This window comes from Streptomyces tricolor (assembly GCF_002155905.1).
Classification (GTDB): Bacteria; Actinomycetota; Actinomycetes; order Streptomycetales; family Streptomycetaceae; genus Streptomyces; species Streptomyces tricolor.
Map to the genome: position 1 here is coordinate 1 of NZ_MUMF01000222.1, position 15,658 is coordinate 15,658.

The following is a 15,658-nucleotide window of genomic DNA, read 5'->3' on the forward strand; positions in this document are numbered from 1 at the left end:
GTGGGTGAGCCGTCTGGGTCCGCCCCGCGGTCTTCGGCGGGACCGGTGGGTGAGCCGTCTGGTTCCGCCCCGCGGTCTTCGGCGCGATCCGTGGGTGAGCCGTCTGGGTCCGGTCCGCGGTCTTCGGCACGATCGGCTGCGGGAGCAGCCGAGCCCGGCCCTTGGTTCCCGGCGGCATCGGAGGGCGCGTCGTCCGGGCCCGGCCCGCGCCCTGCGGGGCCGTCGGCCGATGCGGTCCCCGAACCCCCTTTGCGGCCCACGGCACCGTCCGTCGACGCCTCACCTGAACCCCCTCTGCGGCCTACGGGACCCTCCGTCGATCCCTCACCTGAACCCTCTCTGCGGCCCACGGCACCGTCCGTCGATCCCTCACCCGAACCCTCTCTGCGGCCCACGGCACCGTCCGTCGCCCCCTCACCCGAACCCCCTCTCCGGCCCACGGCGCCGTCCGCCGTTCCGCGGTGCGAGTCCCGTCCGTGGTCTGCGGAGCCGTCGGCCGATGGCGGCCCCGCAGGGCAGCGGGTGAGGGAGGGAGGCCGGTCCGACGGCTCGGTGGCTGTCGGGGCGGCCGGTGTCGGGCGGCGAGACACCCGCCCCGTGCCCCCAGCTGAAGCATGCCCGCGCAAGGACCCCCGACATGTCTGACGAACTCGACCTTCTCCGCCGGGCCAACCCGGTCCCCGCGGACGGCCCGCACTTCGGTGACGGCCCGCTGGATCACCGTGCCGAGCGGCGGCTGGAGCGGCTGCTGGCCCAGGACCGGCCGGTGCGCCGCGCGCCCCGCGCCCGGCTGCTGTGGGGCCTGGCCGCCGGCGGTGTCGTCGTGGTGACCGCGCTCGCCGCGCTGCTCGGCGGGCCCAACAGCCGGCCCGCCCTCGCCGCGCCCCGGCCGCTGACCGTCCACGCCCACTCCACGCCCGTACCGCTGACGGAACTGGCCGAACTGGCCGCGGCTGCCGCCGCCGACGGCTCCCCACGGCTGCGCCGCGGCACGCACGTGCAGTCGTGGAGCCTCGGCCTGGCCGACGGCACACCGCCCGTCACCCTCCCCGAGGAGCGGGTCGTACGCTGGCACGCGGACGACAGCCGTACCGAACTGGTCGTGGCGACCGACCCGCGCCACCCCGGCCGCCCGGTCCTCACCGACGCGGGCGGCGAGCCCCGCACGGTGGCCGACGGCCACGTCCTCAGCCGGACCACCTACCCGCCGAGCTGGAGCGACGCCCCGCCCGAGGCACCCCCGCCGCACACCCCGGCGGCCCTGCGCGCCTACCTCGCCGAAACCGCCCGCACCGACTCCCTGGACACCCCGGAACTCCTGGACGCCGTCAGGGAGTTGCTGGACCACTGGATGCTCGGGGCCCGCGAGTCGGCGGCCCTGGTGCGGGTCCTCGCGGACGCCGAGGGGCTGCGGCCCGCGGGGCAGGTGACGGACCGCCTCGGCCGCCCGGGGCAGGCGTACGTGTACGCGGGCGAGGGCGGCCGGCGGATGCTGATCCTCGATCCGCGCACCGGTGCCGTCCTCGGTCTGGAGACGACCTTCGGACAGGACGCCCCCGAGTACGGTGTGCACGCCGGGGACGTCATGGAGTACAGCGCCTGGATGCGCTGACCTCCCGCCCCCGCGCCCCTTACGCCCCGAGCTGCCGGGCGGCGGCCGTCACGGTCTGCTCCAGCAGCGTGGCGATCGTCATCGGACCGACGCCGCCCGGCACCGGGGTGATCAGCGAGGCCCGCTCCACGGCCGAGTCGAAGTCCACGTCGCCGACGTTCCCCGGGTTGTAGCCCGCGTCGACGACCACCGCGCCCGGCTTGATGTCCTGCCCGCGGATCAGCCGCGGCCGGCCGACCGCCGCCACGACGATGTCGGCCTCGCGGACCGCCGCCGACAGGTCCCGGGTGCGCGAGTGGCAGTACGTCACCGTCGCGTCCCGTGCCAGCAGCAGCATGCCCACCGGCTTGCCGAGGATCGCGCTGCGGCCCACCACCACGGCCCGCTTCCCGGCCGGGTCCACGCCGTACTCGTCCAGCAGCCGCAGAATGCCGCCGGGGGTGCAGGAGACGAAGCCCGGCAGTCCGAAGCTCATCGTGGCGAACGACGCGAAGGTGACGCCGTCCACGTCCTTCTCGGGCGCGATCGCCTCGAACGCCGCCCGCTCGTCCACGTGGTCGCCCACCGGGTGCTGGAGCAGAATCCCGTGCACGCCGGGGTCCGCCGACAACTCCCGCAGCGTACCGACGAGTTCGGCGGTCGTGGTGGCCGCGGGCAGGGCCACGTGCCGGGACTCGATGCCGGCCTTGCGGCACCGGTTCTGCTTCATGCGGACGTACGTCACGGACGCCGGGTCCTCGCCGACCAGCACGGTCGCGAGACAGGGCGCGGTACCGGTGCGCTCGGTGAGGACGGCGGCCCGCTGCGCGGTGTCCTCGACGATGCGGCGGGCGAGCGCGGTGCCGTCCATCAGACGGGCCTGGGTCATGCTGCACACTCCTGAGCTGGATCGACTCTCCTCGCCCAGGCGCGCGGCAACCACCACGGACCGCTCCCCGGTGGTGCTCCACCTCAGCGCCAGTCACGGCCCGCGTACAGCGTAACCGAGCGTGCGTACGACCTTCCCACCCCGACCCTGCACCCGGCCCCGGGCGCGGACGCAGCCGCGCCGCCCGCGCCCGGCCGGGCCTACTCGTCCCAGGCCTGGATGATGAGCTGGTCGGCGATCTTGCCGTCCCGCAGGGTGACCATCGACTCGGCGAGGACCCGGGTGCCGTCCGCGTACTCGCAGGACTCGCTGTAGGCGGCGCGGTCGCCCTGCACGACGCACTGGTCCAGCTTGTGCGTCATGTCGCGGCTGTAGATGTCGTCCAGCAACTCGGCGATCTGGCCCCGGCCGTGCAGGACCGTGGGGTGACTGGGCTGGTTGTCGCGGTCGACGATGCGGATCTCCGCGTCGTCCGTGTAGAGCGACAGCAGGTTGTTGCCGGTGTTGCCCTCGATGGCCCGGCGCAGTGTCTCGGTGTCGAAAGCGGACCCCGCCGCGGTACCCATGGTGACCTCCTTCAGGCGCCCGCGGCCCGGCCAGGAGCGGGCCGCACGGACCCCTTCTCCGAGACTCCTCCGCCCCGGCGGACACGGCAAGCGCAGCCGCCGTGCTCCGCCTCACGGGTGAGGGCGGTCCGCCGCCCGTGTCCGGCCGGGGCCCGCGGCCGTTGCTGAGGGCATGATCTCAACACGACGTATCGTCGCCGCCGTCGGACTGGCCGCCGGGGTCGCCGGCCTCGCCGTACCGCAGGCGCACGCGGCGGACACCGGCGCACCGCTCGTCGGGCGGCTCGGCGCGCTGAGCACGCTGGACACCCTCACCGCCGGTGACATCCCCGCACCGCACCGGGACCGCGTCCCGCGGGTCAGCCAGCAGCTGCAGGAGCTGAAGCACCTGCGCGAGCTGAACCAGCTGAACCAGCTGGAGCAGGTCCTCGCCCCCGCGGCGCCCGTCCTCGGTCTGGCCTCCGGCATCCACTGACCGCGCCTCCCGCGCCGAGGGCCGTCCCCGCCGGGGGCGGCCCTCGGCGCTGTGCGGTGGCGGAAAGATCCACGATCACCCACCTGGTCCGTCCCGCTACCGATCGGTCGCGCGTAGGGTCGGCGGAGAAGGCAATCGAAGGAAGGGGCCAGACGATGGCGCAGGAAGTACGCGGCGTGATCGCACCGGGCAAGAACGAGCCCGTACGGGTCGAGACGATCGTGGTGCCGGACCCGGGACCCGGCGAAGCCGTCGTACGCGTCCAGGCCTGCGGGGTCTGTCACACCGACCTGCACTACAAACAGGGCGGTATTTCGGACGACTTCCCCTTCCTGCTCGGCCACGAGGCCGCCGGTGTCGTGGAGTCGGTCGGCGAGGGCGTCACCGACGTCGCACCGGGTGACTTCGTCGTCCTCAACTGGCGTGCGGTGTGCGGGCAGTGCCGGGCCTGTCTGCGCGGCCGGCCCTGGTACTGCTTCGACACCCACAACGCCCGGCAGAAGATGACCCTCGCCGATACCGGCCAGGAGCTGTCCCCGGCCCTCGGGATCGGCGCGTTCGCCGAGAAGACGCTCGTCGCGGCCGGCCAGTGCACCAAGGTCGACCCGGCCGTCTCCCCGGCGGTCGCGGGCCTCCTCGGCTGCGGGGTGATGGCGGGCATCGGCGCCGCGATCAACACGGGGAACGTCGGCCGGGGCGACGCGGTCGCCGTCATCGGCTGCGGCGGCGTCGGCGGCGCGGCGATCGCCGGATCGAACCTGGCCGGCGCGGCGAAGATCATCGCCGTGGACATCGACGACCGCAAACTGGAACAGGCCCGCACGCTGGGCGCCACCCACACCGTCAACTCCAAGGAGACCGACCCGGTCGCGGCGATCCGGGAGCTGACCGGCGGCTTCGGCGCCGACGTCGTCATCGAGGCCGTCGGCCGCCCGGAGACCTACCAGCAGGCCTTCTACGCCCGCGACCTCGCCGGCACCGTCGTCCTCGTCGGCGTCCCCACGCCCGAGATGAAGCTCGAACTGCCGCTGCTGGACGTCTTCGGCCGCGGCGGCGCCCTGAAGTCGAGCTGGTACGGCGACTGCCTGCCCACCCGGGACTTCCCGATGCTGATCGACCTCCACCTGCAAGGCCGCCTGCCGCTGGACGCGTTCGTCACCGAGACCGTCCAGCTGGACCAGGTGGAGCAGGCGTTCGAGCGGATGCACCACGGTGACGTGCTGCGCTCGGTGGTGGTGCTGTGATGACCGCGCGCATCGAACGCCTCGTCACCTCCGGCCAGTTCACCCTCGACGGCGGCACCTGGGACGTCGAGAACAACGTGTGGATCGTCGGCGACGACCGGGAGGTGATCGTCATCGACGCCGCCCACGACGCCGAGGCCATCGCCCGCGCCGTCGCCGGCCGGCGCCTGACCGCCATCGTGTGCACCCACGCCCACAACGACCACGTCAGCGCCGCACCGGAACTCGCCGACCTGACCGGTGCCACCATCTGGCTGCACCCCGACGACCTGCCGCTGTGGAAGCAGACCCACCCGCACCGCGACCCCGACCGGCATCTCCTCGACGGCCAGGTCATCGAGGCCGCCGGCGCCGACCTCACCGTCCTGCACACCCCCGGCCACGCCCCCGGCGCCGTCTGCCTGTACGACCCCGGCCTCGGCACCGTCTTCACCGGCGACACCCTCTTCCAGGGCGGCCCCGGTGCCACCGGACGCTCCTACTCCCACTTCCCGACCATCATCGACTCCATCCGCGACCGCCTGCTCACCCTGCCGCCGGAGACCAAGGTCCTCACCGGCCACGGCGACTCCACCACCATCGGCGCCGAAGCCCCCCATCTGGAGGAGTGGATCGCCCGCGGCCACTGAGCCGGACACCGGGGGGCGCGACACGAGACTTCGCGCGTAAAACCCGACAGAAGATGTCCGGCTTCCCGAGGACAGTGAGGGACGACAGCAGTCGCACCACACGGGAGTCAGGACATGTCAGGACCGCTGGAAGGCAAGGTGGCGCTGGTCGCCGGGGCGACCCGGGGTGCCGGCCGGGGCATCGCCGTGGAACTCGGCGCGGCCGGCGCCACCGTCTACGTCACCGGCCGCAGCACCCGCGCCCACCGCTCCGAGTACGACCGCCCGGAGACCATCGAGGACACCGCCGACCTCGTCACCGCGGCCGGCGGCCAGGGCATCGCCGTACCCGCCGACCACCTGGACCCCTCCGCCGTACGGCAGTTGGTGGGCCGCATCGCGGACGAGCAAGGACGCCTCGACGTCCTCGTCAACGACATCTGGGGCGGCGAGAAGCTCTTCGAGTGGGACACCCCCGTGTGGGAGCACGACCTCGACAACGGGCTCCGGCTGCTCCGCCTCGCCGTCGAGACCCACGCCGTCACCAGCCACTGCGCGCTGCCGCTGCTGCTGCGCCGGCCCGGCGGCCTGGTCGTGGAGGTCACCGACGGCACCGCCGAGTACAACCGCGACACCTACCGCGTGAACTTCTTCTACGACCTCGCCAAGGCGTCCGTGCTGCGCATGGCCTTCGCCCTCGGCCACGAAATCGGCCCGCGCGGCGCGACGGCCGTGGCCCTGACCCCCGGCTGGATGCGCTCGGAGATCATGCTGGAGGCGTACGGCGTCCGTGAGGAGAACTGGCGGGACGCCCTGGCCCGCGAACCCCACTTCGCCATCTCCGAGACCCCGCGGTTCACCGGCCGGGCCGTCGCAGCCCTGGCCGCCGACCCCGACGTGGCCCGGTTCAACGGCAGCTCGCTCTCCAGCGGCGGCCTCGCCCGGGAGTACGGCTTCACCGACCTCGACGGCAGCCGGCCGGACGCCTGGCGGTACCTGGTCGAGGTGCAGGACGCGGGCAAGCCGGCGGACGCCACCGGATACCGGTGAAACCCGGCGCCGTACCGGTGAATCGGCGCCCGGGGCGCCGTACCGTCGGCGCATGACTGATCCGACCCGCTTCGCAGAGCACGCAGTCCTGGTCACCGGCGGCGCCCGCGGCATCGGCGCGGCCGTCGCCCGGCGGCTCGCCGAGGAAGGCGGCCGGGTCCTGGTGACCGACCGGGACCTGCCCGAGGCAGAGCGGACCGCCGCCGGCCTTCGCCGGCAGGGCCTGGCCGCCGAGGCGTTCACCTGCGACGTCGCCGACCGCACCGCCGTCGAGGCGGCCGTCGCCCGCGCCGTCGCCGCCTTCGGTGCGCTGGACGTGCTGGTCAACTGCGCCGCCCACTGCACCCCGGACACCCCGCTCTTCGAGGAGGACCCCGACGACGCCTGGGCGCGTGACCTCGACATCACCCTCACCGGCGCGCACCGCTGCTGCCGGGCCGCGCTGCCGCACCTCGCCGCCTCCGGCCGCGGGGCGATCGTGAGCATCGGCTCCGTCAACGGACTGCACGACTTCGGCAACCACGCCTACAGCGCCGCCAAGGCCGGCCTCGGCTCGCTCACGCGGACCCTCGCCGGGCACGCGGCGGCCCGCGGTGTCCGGGTCAACCTCGTGGTGCCGGGGACGGTCCGCACCTCCGCGTGGGAAGGCCGCGACGACGACCTCGAAGCCGTCCGCTCCCTGTACCCGCTCGGCCGCGTCGGCGAGCCGGAGGACATCGCCGCCGCGGTCGCCTTCCTCGCCTCCCGCGACGCCGCCTGGATCACCGGTACCACCCTGGTGGTGGACGGCGGCCTCACCGCCGTCCACACCGGCTTCCGCGCGGCTGTACGACGCTCCGGACGCGCCTGAGCCTCAGCCCGAGGCCGCCGCCAGCACCCGCAGCACCCGCTCGGTGTCGGCCTCGGTGGTGCGCCAGTTGCTGAACGCCGCGCGCAGTCCGGGCACCCCGCCGAACTCCGTCGGCGTCACATACGCCTCTCCGGACGCGGCGACCGCCCGGGCCAGCGCGGCCACCCGCTCCCGCGACGGGTCCGCGGCGAGCGTGAAGCAGACCACGTTGAGCCGGACCGGAGCCAGCAGCCGCAGCCCCGGCAGCGCCTCGATGCCCGCGCCGAGCCGGCGGGCCAGGGCCACGCTGCGCTCCACGATCTCCCGGTGCCCCGCCCGCCCGTACGCCACCAGCGAGAACCAGGCCGGCAGCGCCCGCAGCCGGCGCGAGTTCTCCGGCGTCAGATGCAGGAACTCCGGCTCGTCCTCGGGCAGACCGAGATACGCGGACGCGTTGTGGAACACCGCCACCTGCAGATCGCGCCGCCGGGTGAACTGGACGGCCGCGTCATAGGGGACGTTGAGCCACTTGTGCAGGTCCACGCAGACCGAGTCGGCCGCGTCCAGCCCGTCGACGAGCGCGGCGTGCCGTGGGGAGAGCGCGGCGAAGGCGCCGAACGCCGCGTCCACGTGCAGCCAGAAGCCGTACCGCTCCTTCAATGCCGCGATGGCCCGCAGATCGTCGAAGTCGACGGTGTTCACGGTGCCCGCGTTCGCGACCACGAGCACCGGCCGGCCGGCCCGCTCGGCCAGCGCCGCCTCCAGCGCGGCCACGTCGACGGCCTCCCGGCCACCGGGCAGCAGGGGCACCCGCCGCAGCCGGTCCCGGCCCAGGCCCAGCATCGACATCGCCTTCGCGATGCTGGAGTGGGGGCTGCCCGAGAGCACGTCGAGCGGGCCCAGCGCGGCGGCGCCCGCCCGGGAGACGTCCACGCCCAGCCGCTCCCCGGCCCACTCCCGGCCGATCGCCAGCCCCACCGTGTTCGACATCGTCGCGCCCGTCACGAACGCCCCGCTGTGCGCCTCGCCCAGCCCGAACAGCTCGCGCAGCCACGCCACCGTCTCCCGCTCCAGCTCCTGCGCCCAGGAGCCGCCCGCCCCGCACAGGTTCTGGTCGAACGCCGCCGTCAGCCAGTCCCCGGCGACGGCCGCGGGCGTCGCGCCGCCGGTGACGAGGCCGAGGTAGCGCGGGCCGGCGGAGCCGGAGAAACCGGGCGCCCACCGCTCGGCGAACCGGGCCAGGGCGCCGTCGCCGCCCACGCCCCCGTCGGGGAGAGGGGCCCGCCCGGGCGCCCGGCCGGGCGCGGCGACCGGCCGCTCGGCCAGTCCCGCCACCTCCCGGACGGCGAGGTCGCGGGCGGCCTGCAGCAGTTCGGGGAGCCGGGACAGATCACCGGCGAGGGTACGGTGCATGCGCCGCAGCGTAGACCGCACCGCCCGCGGCCGGGCCGCAGCGGGTGTGTGACCGCGCACAGTGCCGTACGGCCTGAAGTTCACCGTTTCGTCACAGCCTGACCGGAACCACAACCCTTCCGTGTCCCGCCGGGTCTAGTAGTCCGACACCGCGGGAATCGCGCTGAGGAGCACCGGGGAGGCCCGGGCGAACGAACGGAACACCGGGAAGGGGAGGCCGCCATGGGGGTCATACGCAGACGAGGCGTGGTCGCACTGGGCGTGACGGGACTGGTGGCGCCGCTCGCGCTCGCCCTGACCGCGACGCCGGCCCAGGCCGCGAGCTGCACCACGCGGACGGGGCCGTACCAGAAGCAGGTGGAGAAGTTCCTGGGCCGGCCGGTCGACGGCAAGCAGTCCGTCACCGACTGCAAGGCCGTCCAGGCCTTCCAGACCAAGCACGGCATCACGCCCAGCATCGGCTACGCCGGACCCGTCACCTGGGGCGTGATGGACCTGATGAACAAGCAGAAGGCCGTCGGGAACAAGCCGAACAAGGACGGCAAGTGCCCGGTGAACAAGGGCCGGATCGCCTGCGTGAACCTCACGCTCCAGCTCAGCTGGATCCAGGACGGCAACCGGCTCGTCCACGGCCCGGTGCCGGTGCGCACCGGACGCGACGGCTACGAGACCCGCACCGGCCTGAAGAAGATCTACTGGCGGCACATCGACCACGTCTCGACCATCTACAACGTGCCGATGCCCTACAGCCAGTTCTTCGACGGCGGCCAGGCCTTCCACTCGGTCGGCCTGAGCGTGTGGAACCCGCCGGGCTCGCACGGCTGCGTCAACATGACCACGAAGGACGCCAAGAAGTACTGGTCGCTGCTGAAGAACGGCGACGACGTCTTCGTGTACGGCCGCAAGCCGGGCACCTGAGCCCGCGGCGGTCCCGTCACGCCCCGGGGGCGTCCCCGGAGCCCGGGACCGCCGGCCGCGCCCCGCCCTGCCGTGCCGACTCGTGCGCGATGACGCCCGGCAGGGTGCAGCGGGCGGCCACCCACGCGTGCACCGCGGGCAGCGCCATGTCGTGGCTCGCACCCCGAGCGTGAGGGATGTGACCGAGGACACCCTTCATGCCGAAGTTCCGGTTCCGGTTGACACATTGACGTGATGAGCAACACGGTCCGAAATGTCCGTATCGCGGCTACTTACTCACAGCGTCTTCACCCCGGGCGGCATATGCTTCACACCATGTCCACCACTGTTGAAGCCGCCTCCGAGCGATCGGCCGCGGAGGTCAACGAGGAGATCCGGGCCCTGTGGCGCCGGTCGGGCGGAAGACTGACCACCGAGCAGCGCGCCGAGTACCAGCGCCTCGTGATGGAGTGGGCCGCCGCGGTCCCGCAGTCGCACCGGGCGGCCTGACCGACCCCGCGCACACCGCGCAGAACCCCCGGGGCACCCGTGAGCGCACGGGTGCCCTTCTCGTCGTACCGCCGTCCCGTCAGCCCCACGTCGCCGAGTAGTACCGCTGATACGCCTTGCGGTCCTGCTCGGCCCGGATGTACCGGGTCGCGACCAGCGCGATCAGACTGCCCGCGATCACCAGCAGCCCGGGCCCGATGTTCCGGGTGTCCGTCAGCCGCGCCAGCAGGGTGCTGCCCTCCGACCCGCCCGTCACCGGAGCCGAGGAGCCCGGAGAGGCCGCGCTGGGGGCCATCGCGCCCTGGGACCCGGCCGACGACCCGGGGGAGGGCGTGCCGCCCGGGGCGCCCCCCGCGTCCGGCGCCGACACGATCAGCCGGACCCCCAGCGTGGTCAGCGCCTTGGTCACCGGCTGGAAGAACGTCGTCCCGCCCGTCGTGCAGTCGCCGTTCCCGCCCGAGGTGACGCCGAGCGCGATGCCCTCGGAGAACAGCGGGCCGCCGCTGTCACCCGGTTCGGCGCACACCGTGGTCTCGATCAGTCCGGTGACCGTCCCCTCCGGGTAGTTGACGGTCGCGTTCAGCGCGGTGACCTGGCCGTCGCGCAGCCCTGTGGTGCTGCCGCTGCGGAACACCCGCTGCCCGACCGCCGGATCGGCGGCCCCCGTGATCCGCACGCCCCTGCCGTCGCCGATCGCGACGACGTCGGCACCCGCCCCGGCCTTGCCGCCCTCGTACTGCACGAGCGAGAAGTCACCGCCCGGGAAAGAGCTGTTCACCGTCCTGCCCAGCTGCCGGCCGCCCTGCTTGTCGCCGAACCAGATGGACCCGGCCGGCCCGCAGTGGCCGGCCGTCAGGATGAAGTCCGACTTCCCGTCGGTGACGTTGAACCCCGCCGAGCAGCGACCGCCCGTCGACAGCATCGGCTCGGCGCCGTTCAGCCGCGTGGTGAACGTGCCCTTCGTCCGCTCCATGTGCACGAAGCCGCCGATCCCCGAGGCGATCCGGGTCAGCCGCGACCAGTCCCCGGCGGACACCGTGCGGTCCGCCCGCACCACCACCCGGTTGGTGCGGTAGTCCACCGCCCACGCCGTACCCGGCACCCGCGGCGCCGAACGCAGCGTCGCCGTCGCCGACTTCAGCTCGTCCATGCTGTGCGACACGACCTTCGGCCGGGCCCCGGCCCGCCGCACCGCGCGCGCCGCCGCCTCGTCGGTCACCGCCACCACCGGACGCCCGTCGGCGCCGATCCAGTTGCCCGCCGTACGGGCGGGGCCGAGCCGCGCCACCAGCGTGGCGCCGGGATCGTCCGCGGCGGTGAGCGCTCTGGCCGAGGCGGGCGGCGTCTCGCCGGCGACGGCCGCCTGGGCGACCATCGCGCCTCCCAGGACGAGTCCGCCGACCGCCGCCAGCCGTGTCACTCGCCGGACGACCCGTCGTCGTGCGTGCCGCATGCATGGCTCCCGAAGCCGAACCCGAACCCGCGCTGCCCGGACCGGCACCGCGCGGCCCCCGGATCGCCGGGGGCCCGCACCTCCATACGGCGCCCGGGGCCGCGGCGTTCACCCGCGGCGGCCGGCTCCCGCGCGCGATCAGGCCTTGCGGGCCACCCCGCCGAACATGGCGACCTCCTCCGGCTCGGCCCCGGCGCCCTCCTCCGGACGCCACCGCGAGCAGGACACCACACCCGGCTCCAGCAGCTCCAGACCGTCGAAGAACCGGGCCACGTCCTCGGGGGTGCGCTGCGTGAGCTTCGGAGTGCCGTGCTCGTTCCAGAACTTCACCGCCTCGTCCACGTCCGGCATCGACGGGCTGGTGACGGTGTGCGACAGCACCAGGTGGCTGCCCGCCGGCAGCCGGTCCGTCAACTGCCGCACCAGGCCGTACGGGTCCTCGTCGTCACCGATGAAGATGACCACGCCGAGCAGCATCAGCGCCACCGGCTCGCTGAAGTCCAGGGTCTTCGCCGCGTGTTCGAGGATGGCGTCGACGTTGCGCAGATCCTCGTCCAGATAGTCGGTACGGCCCTCCGGCGTGCTGGTCAGCAGGGCACGCGCGTGCGCGAGGACGAGCGGGTCGTTGTCGACGTACACGATCCGGGACTCCGGCGCGATCCGCTGCGCCACCTCGTGCGTGTTGTCGGCGGTGGGCAGGCCGGTACCGATGTCCAGGAACTGCCGGATGCCCACCTCGCCGACCAGGTGACGCACGGCGCGGCCGAGGAAGAGCCGGTCGGCGCGCGCGTACTCCCCGATGCCCGGGTGCAGTCGGCGGATCTGGTCGCCGGCCGCGCGGTCGACCTCGTAGTTGTCCTTGCCGCCCAGCCAGTAGTTCCAGATCCGGGCGGTGTGCGGCTGGCCGGTGTTGATACGGGCGCGCAGCGACACGGCCACGTCGTTGGTGGCTGCCGGGTTGTCGGTCACGTGGGTCAGCTCCTGGATGCCTGAGAAAAGCCTGACGGATGTCGGGCGGGACGCCTGACGAGAAACACACCGTGCAGGACGCAATCTAGACGCCCGAGTCGATCTCCGCCGACCGGGCCCGGCATTCCGCACCGGACCTGTCCGAGCCGCGCGACGCGCCCCGCGGGACCACAGGCGGCCCCGCCACGGCGGCGGCTGTCCGGCCGGTGCCGTGCGGCCTCCCCGGGCGGCGGGCCGGCTCCTAGACTGCGGTCATGGACGACACGCGGCTCGACCGGCTCGGAACCGGCAAGTATCTGCTGGTGACCAGCTACCGGAAGAACGGCACGCCCGTCGCCACCCCGGTGTGGGTGGTCCGGGACGGCGGCACGCTCGGCGTGTGGACCGCCGCCGACAGCGGCAAGGTCAAGCGGATCCGGCGCCGTCCCGACGTCCTCGTCGGCCCCTGCGACGTGCGCGGCAACCCCACCGGCGACCTGACGCCGGCCACCGCCGAGATCACCGACCCGGCCACCACCGCCCGCTACCGGAGCCTCATCGCCCGCAAGTACGGCATCGTCGGCCGCCTCACCCTGCTGGGCAGCCGGCTCCGGCGCGGCCTGGACGGCACGGTCGGCATCCGGGTGACCCTCGGAGAGTGAGGGCCACCCGGACGCGGCGTCCTACGACGCGTCGCGCACCGAACCCGACAGCTCCAGGCCGCCGGCCTTGGGCTCCCCGGTGAGCATGTCGATCTGGCGGAACCGCACCGACTCCTTGGACTCCCGGACCTGGTCCTTGACCGTGGGCAGGGTGAGGTCGGCGCTGGTGCGACCCGCCGGGATGTCCGCCCACAGATACAGCCCGGACAGCTTGGACAGCGGACGCCCGGGGTCGGGCTTCTCCCCGGTCGTGTCCCGCAGCCAGCGCGCCGGGACGTCCTTGGTGGACAGCTCCGGCGCGGTGGCCGGCGCGACCTGGAAGAGCGCGACCATGTCCACCTCCACCGCCTCCGACAGCGACACCCGCCACTTCAGCGGCTGCCCCTCGGTCACGTCGCCCGCGACGGGCGTGACCGTCATCGTGGGCGCCGGATCGTCGTCACGGACGGTGATCCCGCCCCGGTAGGAGCCGACGACCGCACCGCGGACCGCCTTCACCAGCACGTCGTACGACGTGTCGGTGTCGTACCGGGTGTTGCCCTTCACCTCGATCGGTACGTCGATGTCCTGGCCGCCCGGACGCACCGTCACCAGCCGGTCCTTGGCCTTGCCGGTGGCCGGGTCGAGCACGTACACCCGGACCTGGCCGCTGCCGCCCCGGCCCGTCACCTTCACCGGAACCCGGTAGGTGCGCACGCCCGAGTCGCCCTCGTCCACGGTCGTCCGGCCGACGTCGACGCGCGGCAGCGCGTCCGTCCGCACCGCCGGTGTCCCGGGCCGCCAGCCCCACGCGTCCATCAGCCAGGCCCGGCCGGAGGCCGAACGCGGCGTCAGCTCCATCGACTTGACCGAACCCAGGTCGAGCCCGGCACGCTCGGCCGCCGACAACGGCACCCGGATCTCCCGCGCCCAGTAGGACGCGGTCCGCTGACTGCCGGGCAGCCCGTCCACCGTGACGCGGCCGAGCTTCGCCTTCTTGCCGGCGGCGTCGGTGAGCGTCACGTCCAGCCGCGCACCGCGCGTGTTCGGCGGCACGAACAGCCGCAGCGCCAGCGCCTTCGCACCGGACAGCGACACCGGCTGCTTCGCGGTCACCCGGGCCGGGGTGCCGGCGCGGTTCCAGCGCAGCGCGATCGCGTGCCGGCCCGCCTCCCGGGGGGTCTCCCACAGCGCGAAGTGCGGCGAGGCGCCCTTGGCTCCGGTGCCCAGGCAGGTCTTGGCCGGGCTGGGGTCCACCGCGGCGCACAGGGTGCCGCCGGTCACCGACACCCCGCCGTCCGGCAGGAACCCGGCACCCCGGCGGGCCCCCACAGCGTGACTGAGCACCCGCGCCGGGTCCGCCGACGGGGCCCGCTTGCCGGAGCCGTCGAGCAGCGGCCGGACCCGGTCGTCCCCGGCGACGAACAGCCGCGCCGCGGCGGCGATGTAGGTCGCACCCGCCCGGTGCTGCTGGTCGGCGGTCAGCCGGGTCGCGGCCCGCTTGGCGCAGACCGCGTCGCGGTGCTCCGAGTCGTCGAAGAAGTCGTCGTCGGCGGGCGCCGTGGCCTGGCCCGGCGTCCACTCCGAGTTGAAGAAGTTGTGGTTGGCGCCGATCATGTACACCGCGCTGTGCAGCGCCGTGCCGTTGCCGACCGCGCGCGTCCCGTCGACGTACACCTCGCCCTGGAGGTCGGAGACGTCACCGTCACAGCCCGGCAGAATGGTCATCGACGGCACGTCGGGCACCGGGTTCTGGCCGAAGACGGTCGGGCCGATGAGGACGGTGCCGCGGATGTTCCAGCGCACCGGGCCGTGATAGCCGTCCTGCTCGGCGGGCGGCGGGGTGAGACTGTCCAGCGCGGCCCGGTTGACGCCCTCGCCGCCCCGCGAGTGCCCGACCAGCAGCACCCGCGACAGATCGGCGCGGGGCGCCTCCCGGACGGCCTTCGGCGCGGTCTCGGGGTGTTCGGCCCAGCCGGCCCAGCGGGCCAGGTGCAGCCGTACCAGCGACGACCGGGCCTGCGCGCCGCCGTCCTCCGCCGCGAAGTCCTGACCGTTGATCCCGTTGGCCGAGATCGACACGGTCACATAGCCCTGGGAGGCGAGCAGCTTCTGGTCCCGCAGATAACCGCGGTGACTCGGCACCGGCTTGGTGCCGGCCTTGCAGGGCCACTCGCCGACGATGTCCTGGCCCTTGTAGCAGGTGTAGTGCCGCCCGTGCAGGAACAGCGCCAGCGGGCGCTTGCCGGACGCGCCGACCGGCGCCACGACCACCGCGCGCATCTCCACCGGCGCCGAGAACCCCGGCAGCCGGACCGACTTCAGCCCGTACTCACCGGTCTTCGTGCGATACGCGCCGGGCTTGCCCGGGTCCACGCCGTTCGCCGGCAGCGGCGCCGGCAACCGGGCCGCCGACGCGGCACCGGCCGCCTCCCGCTCGTCCAACCGCCGTCCGCCGGACCAGACTTCCAGGCCGCGCAGCTCCGCCGCCCGCCGCCCGTCCAGCGGCAGCCGGAAGGTGTGCCCGTCCGCGGCCGGCCGCGG

Annotated in this window: 15 protein-coding genes, 1 pseudogene and 1 riboswitch; of the genes and pseudogenes, 9 read left to right on the plus strand and 7 right to left on the minus strand. The window is 73.9% G+C overall.

The genetic code is table 11. The features are described 5' to 3' along the window. Positions 1-637: 637 nt before the first annotated feature. On the plus strand, positions 638-1,612 hold the full coding sequence (locus CCN44_RS16935) for a CU044_5270 family protein (protein WP_059246851.1): 975 nt from the start codon (positions 638-640) through the stop codon (positions 1,610-1,612). Between the two features lie 19 nt (positions 1,613-1,631). Here CCN44_RS16935 and CCN44_RS16940 read toward each other — a convergent pair whose 3' ends face one another. Both CCN44_RS16940 and CCN44_RS16945 read right to left on the minus strand, forming a co-directional pair. Further along, positions 1,632-2,480: a bifunctional 5,10-methylenetetrahydrofolate dehydrogenase/5,10-methenyltetrahydrofolate cyclohydrolase gene (locus tag CCN44_RS16940; RefSeq protein WP_059246852.1), complete on the minus strand. Its 849-nt coding sequence runs from the start codon at positions 2,478-2,480 to the stop codon at positions 1,632-1,634. Between the two features lie 26 nt (positions 2,481-2,506). Further along, positions 2,507-2,587: riboswitch (ZMP/ZTP riboswitch) on the minus strand. A 93-nt stretch (positions 2,588-2,680) separates the two neighbouring features. Continuing rightward, complete coding sequence (locus CCN44_RS16945) at positions 2,681-3,046, minus strand: nuclear transport factor 2 family protein (protein WP_059246853.1); 366 nt, start codon at positions 3,044-3,046, stop codon at positions 2,681-2,683. A 172-nt stretch (positions 3,047-3,218) separates the two neighbouring features. Between CCN44_RS16945 and CCN44_RS16950 the strand changes: the two genes are divergently transcribed. The 5 genes from CCN44_RS16950 (at position 3,219) to CCN44_RS16970 (ending at position 7,273) form a co-directional block, all read left to right on the plus strand. After that, positions 3,219-3,521, plus strand: coding sequence for a hypothetical protein (locus CCN44_RS16950; RefSeq protein ID WP_059246854.1), 303 nt, complete (start codon positions 3,219-3,221; stop codon positions 3,519-3,521). A 155-nt stretch (positions 3,522-3,676) separates the two neighbouring features. Then, positions 3,677-4,765 (plus strand): S-(hydroxymethyl)mycothiol dehydrogenase, encoded by a 1,089-nt coding sequence (locus tag CCN44_RS16955; protein WP_059246855.1) that lies wholly within the window; start codon positions 3,677-3,679, stop codon positions 4,763-4,765. Further along, positions 4,765-5,394 (plus strand): MBL fold metallo-hydrolase, encoded by a 630-nt coding sequence (locus tag CCN44_RS16960; RefSeq protein WP_059246856.1) that lies wholly within the window; start codon positions 4,765-4,767, stop codon positions 5,392-5,394. Before CCN44_RS16955 ends, CCN44_RS16960 begins: the two co-directional genes overlap by 1 nt. Positions 5,395-5,508: 114 nt before the next feature. Continuing rightward, positions 5,509-6,423, plus strand: a complete 915-nt coding sequence (locus tag CCN44_RS16965) for an SDR family oxidoreductase (RefSeq protein ID WP_086698131.1) — start codon at positions 5,509-5,511, stop codon at positions 6,421-6,423. 52 nt (positions 6,424-6,475) lie between these two features. Further along, positions 6,476-7,273 carry an SDR family NAD(P)-dependent oxidoreductase gene (locus CCN44_RS16970; protein ID WP_059246858.1) on the plus strand — a complete coding sequence of 266 codons (798 nt, stop codon included), beginning with the start codon at positions 6,476-6,478 and terminating at the stop codon, positions 7,271-7,273. Between the two features lie 3 nt (positions 7,274-7,276). On the opposite strand, the gene CCN44_RS16975 is transcribed toward CCN44_RS16970, so the two are convergent. Next, a complete protein-coding gene (locus tag CCN44_RS16975) occupies positions 7,277-8,665 on the minus strand; it encodes a pyridoxal phosphate-dependent decarboxylase family protein (RefSeq protein WP_086698132.1) in 1,389 nt (462 codons plus the stop codon). A gap of 222 nt (positions 8,666-8,887) precedes the next feature. Here CCN44_RS16975 and CCN44_RS16980 point away from each other — a divergent pair, with 222 nt between their 5' ends. Beyond that, positions 8,888-9,583 carry a L,D-transpeptidase family protein gene (locus tag CCN44_RS16980; protein WP_059246860.1) on the plus strand — a complete coding sequence of 232 codons (696 nt, stop codon included), beginning with the start codon at positions 8,888-8,890 and terminating at the stop codon, positions 9,581-9,583. 16 nt (positions 9,584-9,599) lie between these two features. On the opposite strand, the pseudogene CCN44_RS16985 reads toward CCN44_RS16980, so the two are convergent. Next, positions 9,600-9,725: pseudogene (locus CCN44_RS16985) on the minus strand (gfo/Idh/MocA family oxidoreductase); the annotation flags it as partial. A gap of 161 nt (positions 9,726-9,886) precedes the next feature. Here CCN44_RS16985 and CCN44_RS16990 point away from each other — a divergent pair. Next, positions 9,887-10,072 (plus strand): hypothetical protein, encoded by a 186-nt coding sequence (locus tag CCN44_RS16990; RefSeq protein WP_059246862.1) that lies wholly within the window; start codon positions 9,887-9,889, stop codon positions 10,070-10,072. A 79-nt stretch (positions 10,073-10,151) separates the two neighbouring features. Here the strand turns inward: CCN44_RS16990 and CCN44_RS16995 are convergent, their stop codons facing one another. After that, positions 10,152-11,525: a S1 family peptidase gene (locus CCN44_RS16995; protein ID WP_086698134.1), complete on the minus strand. Its 1,374-nt coding sequence runs from the start codon at positions 11,523-11,525 to the stop codon at positions 10,152-10,154. A 138-nt stretch (positions 11,526-11,663) separates the two neighbouring features. Then, the gene (locus CCN44_RS17000) at positions 11,664-12,494 is read right to left on the minus strand and encodes an SAM-dependent methyltransferase (RefSeq protein WP_059246864.1); all 831 of its coding nucleotides are present in this window, start codon (positions 12,492-12,494) and stop codon (positions 11,664-11,666) included. Positions 12,495-12,748: 254 nt separating this feature from the next. Between CCN44_RS17000 and CCN44_RS17005 the strand changes: the two genes are divergently transcribed. Then, positions 12,749-13,135, plus strand: coding sequence for a PPOX class F420-dependent oxidoreductase (locus CCN44_RS17005; protein WP_059246865.1), 387 nt, complete (start codon positions 12,749-12,751; stop codon positions 13,133-13,135). Positions 13,136-13,156: 21 nt separating this feature from the next. On the opposite strand, the gene CCN44_RS17010 is transcribed toward CCN44_RS17005, so the two are convergent. Beyond that, a partial coding sequence (locus CCN44_RS17010) for an alpha/beta hydrolase (RefSeq protein WP_086698135.1) occupies positions 13,157-15,658 on the minus strand: 2,502 nt, incomplete at its 5' end.

Bases quoted from the DNA above. Each gene is read 5' to 3' on its own strand.
- CCN44_RS16995 (WP_086698134.1), bottom strand. From the start codon at position 11,525: ATGCGGCACGCACGACGACGGGTCGTCCGGCGAGTGACACGGCTGGCG.
- CCN44_RS16945 (WP_059246853.1), bottom strand. From the start codon at position 3,046: ATGGGTACCGCGGCGGGGTCCGCTTTCGACACCGAGACACTGCGCCGG.
- CCN44_RS16980 (WP_059246860.1), top strand. From the start codon at position 8,888: ATGGGGGTCATACGCAGACGAGGCGTGGTCGCACTGGGCGTGACGGGA.
- CCN44_RS16955 (WP_059246855.1), top strand. From the start codon at position 3,677: ATGGCGCAGGAAGTACGCGGCGTGATCGCACCGGGCAAGAACGAGCCC.
- CCN44_RS16940 (WP_059246852.1), bottom strand. From the start codon at position 2,480: ATGACCCAGGCCCGTCTGATGGACGGCACCGCGCTCGCCCGCCGCATC.
- CCN44_RS16950 (WP_059246854.1), top strand. From the start codon at position 3,219: ATGATCTCAACACGACGTATCGTCGCCGCCGTCGGACTGGCCGCCGGG.
- CCN44_RS16965 (WP_086698131.1), top strand. From the start codon at position 5,509: ATGTCAGGACCGCTGGAAGGCAAGGTGGCGCTGGTCGCCGGGGCGACC.
- CCN44_RS16975 (WP_086698132.1), bottom strand. From the start codon at position 8,665: ATGCACCGTACCCTCGCCGGTGATCTGTCCCGGCTCCCCGAACTGCTG.
- CCN44_RS16960 (WP_059246856.1), top strand. From the start codon at position 4,765: ATGACCGCGCGCATCGAACGCCTCGTCACCTCCGGCCAGTTCACCCTC.
- CCN44_RS16970 (WP_059246858.1), top strand. From the start codon at position 6,476: ATGACTGATCCGACCCGCTTCGCAGAGCACGCAGTCCTGGTCACCGGC.
- CCN44_RS16990 (WP_059246862.1), top strand. From the start codon at position 9,887: ATGCTTCACACCATGTCCACCACTGTTGAAGCCGCCTCCGAGCGATCG.
- CCN44_RS17005 (WP_059246865.1), top strand. From the start codon at position 12,749: ATGGACGACACGCGGCTCGACCGGCTCGGAACCGGCAAGTATCTGCTG.
- CCN44_RS16935 (WP_059246851.1), top strand. From the start codon at position 638: ATGTCTGACGAACTCGACCTTCTCCGCCGGGCCAACCCGGTCCCCGCG.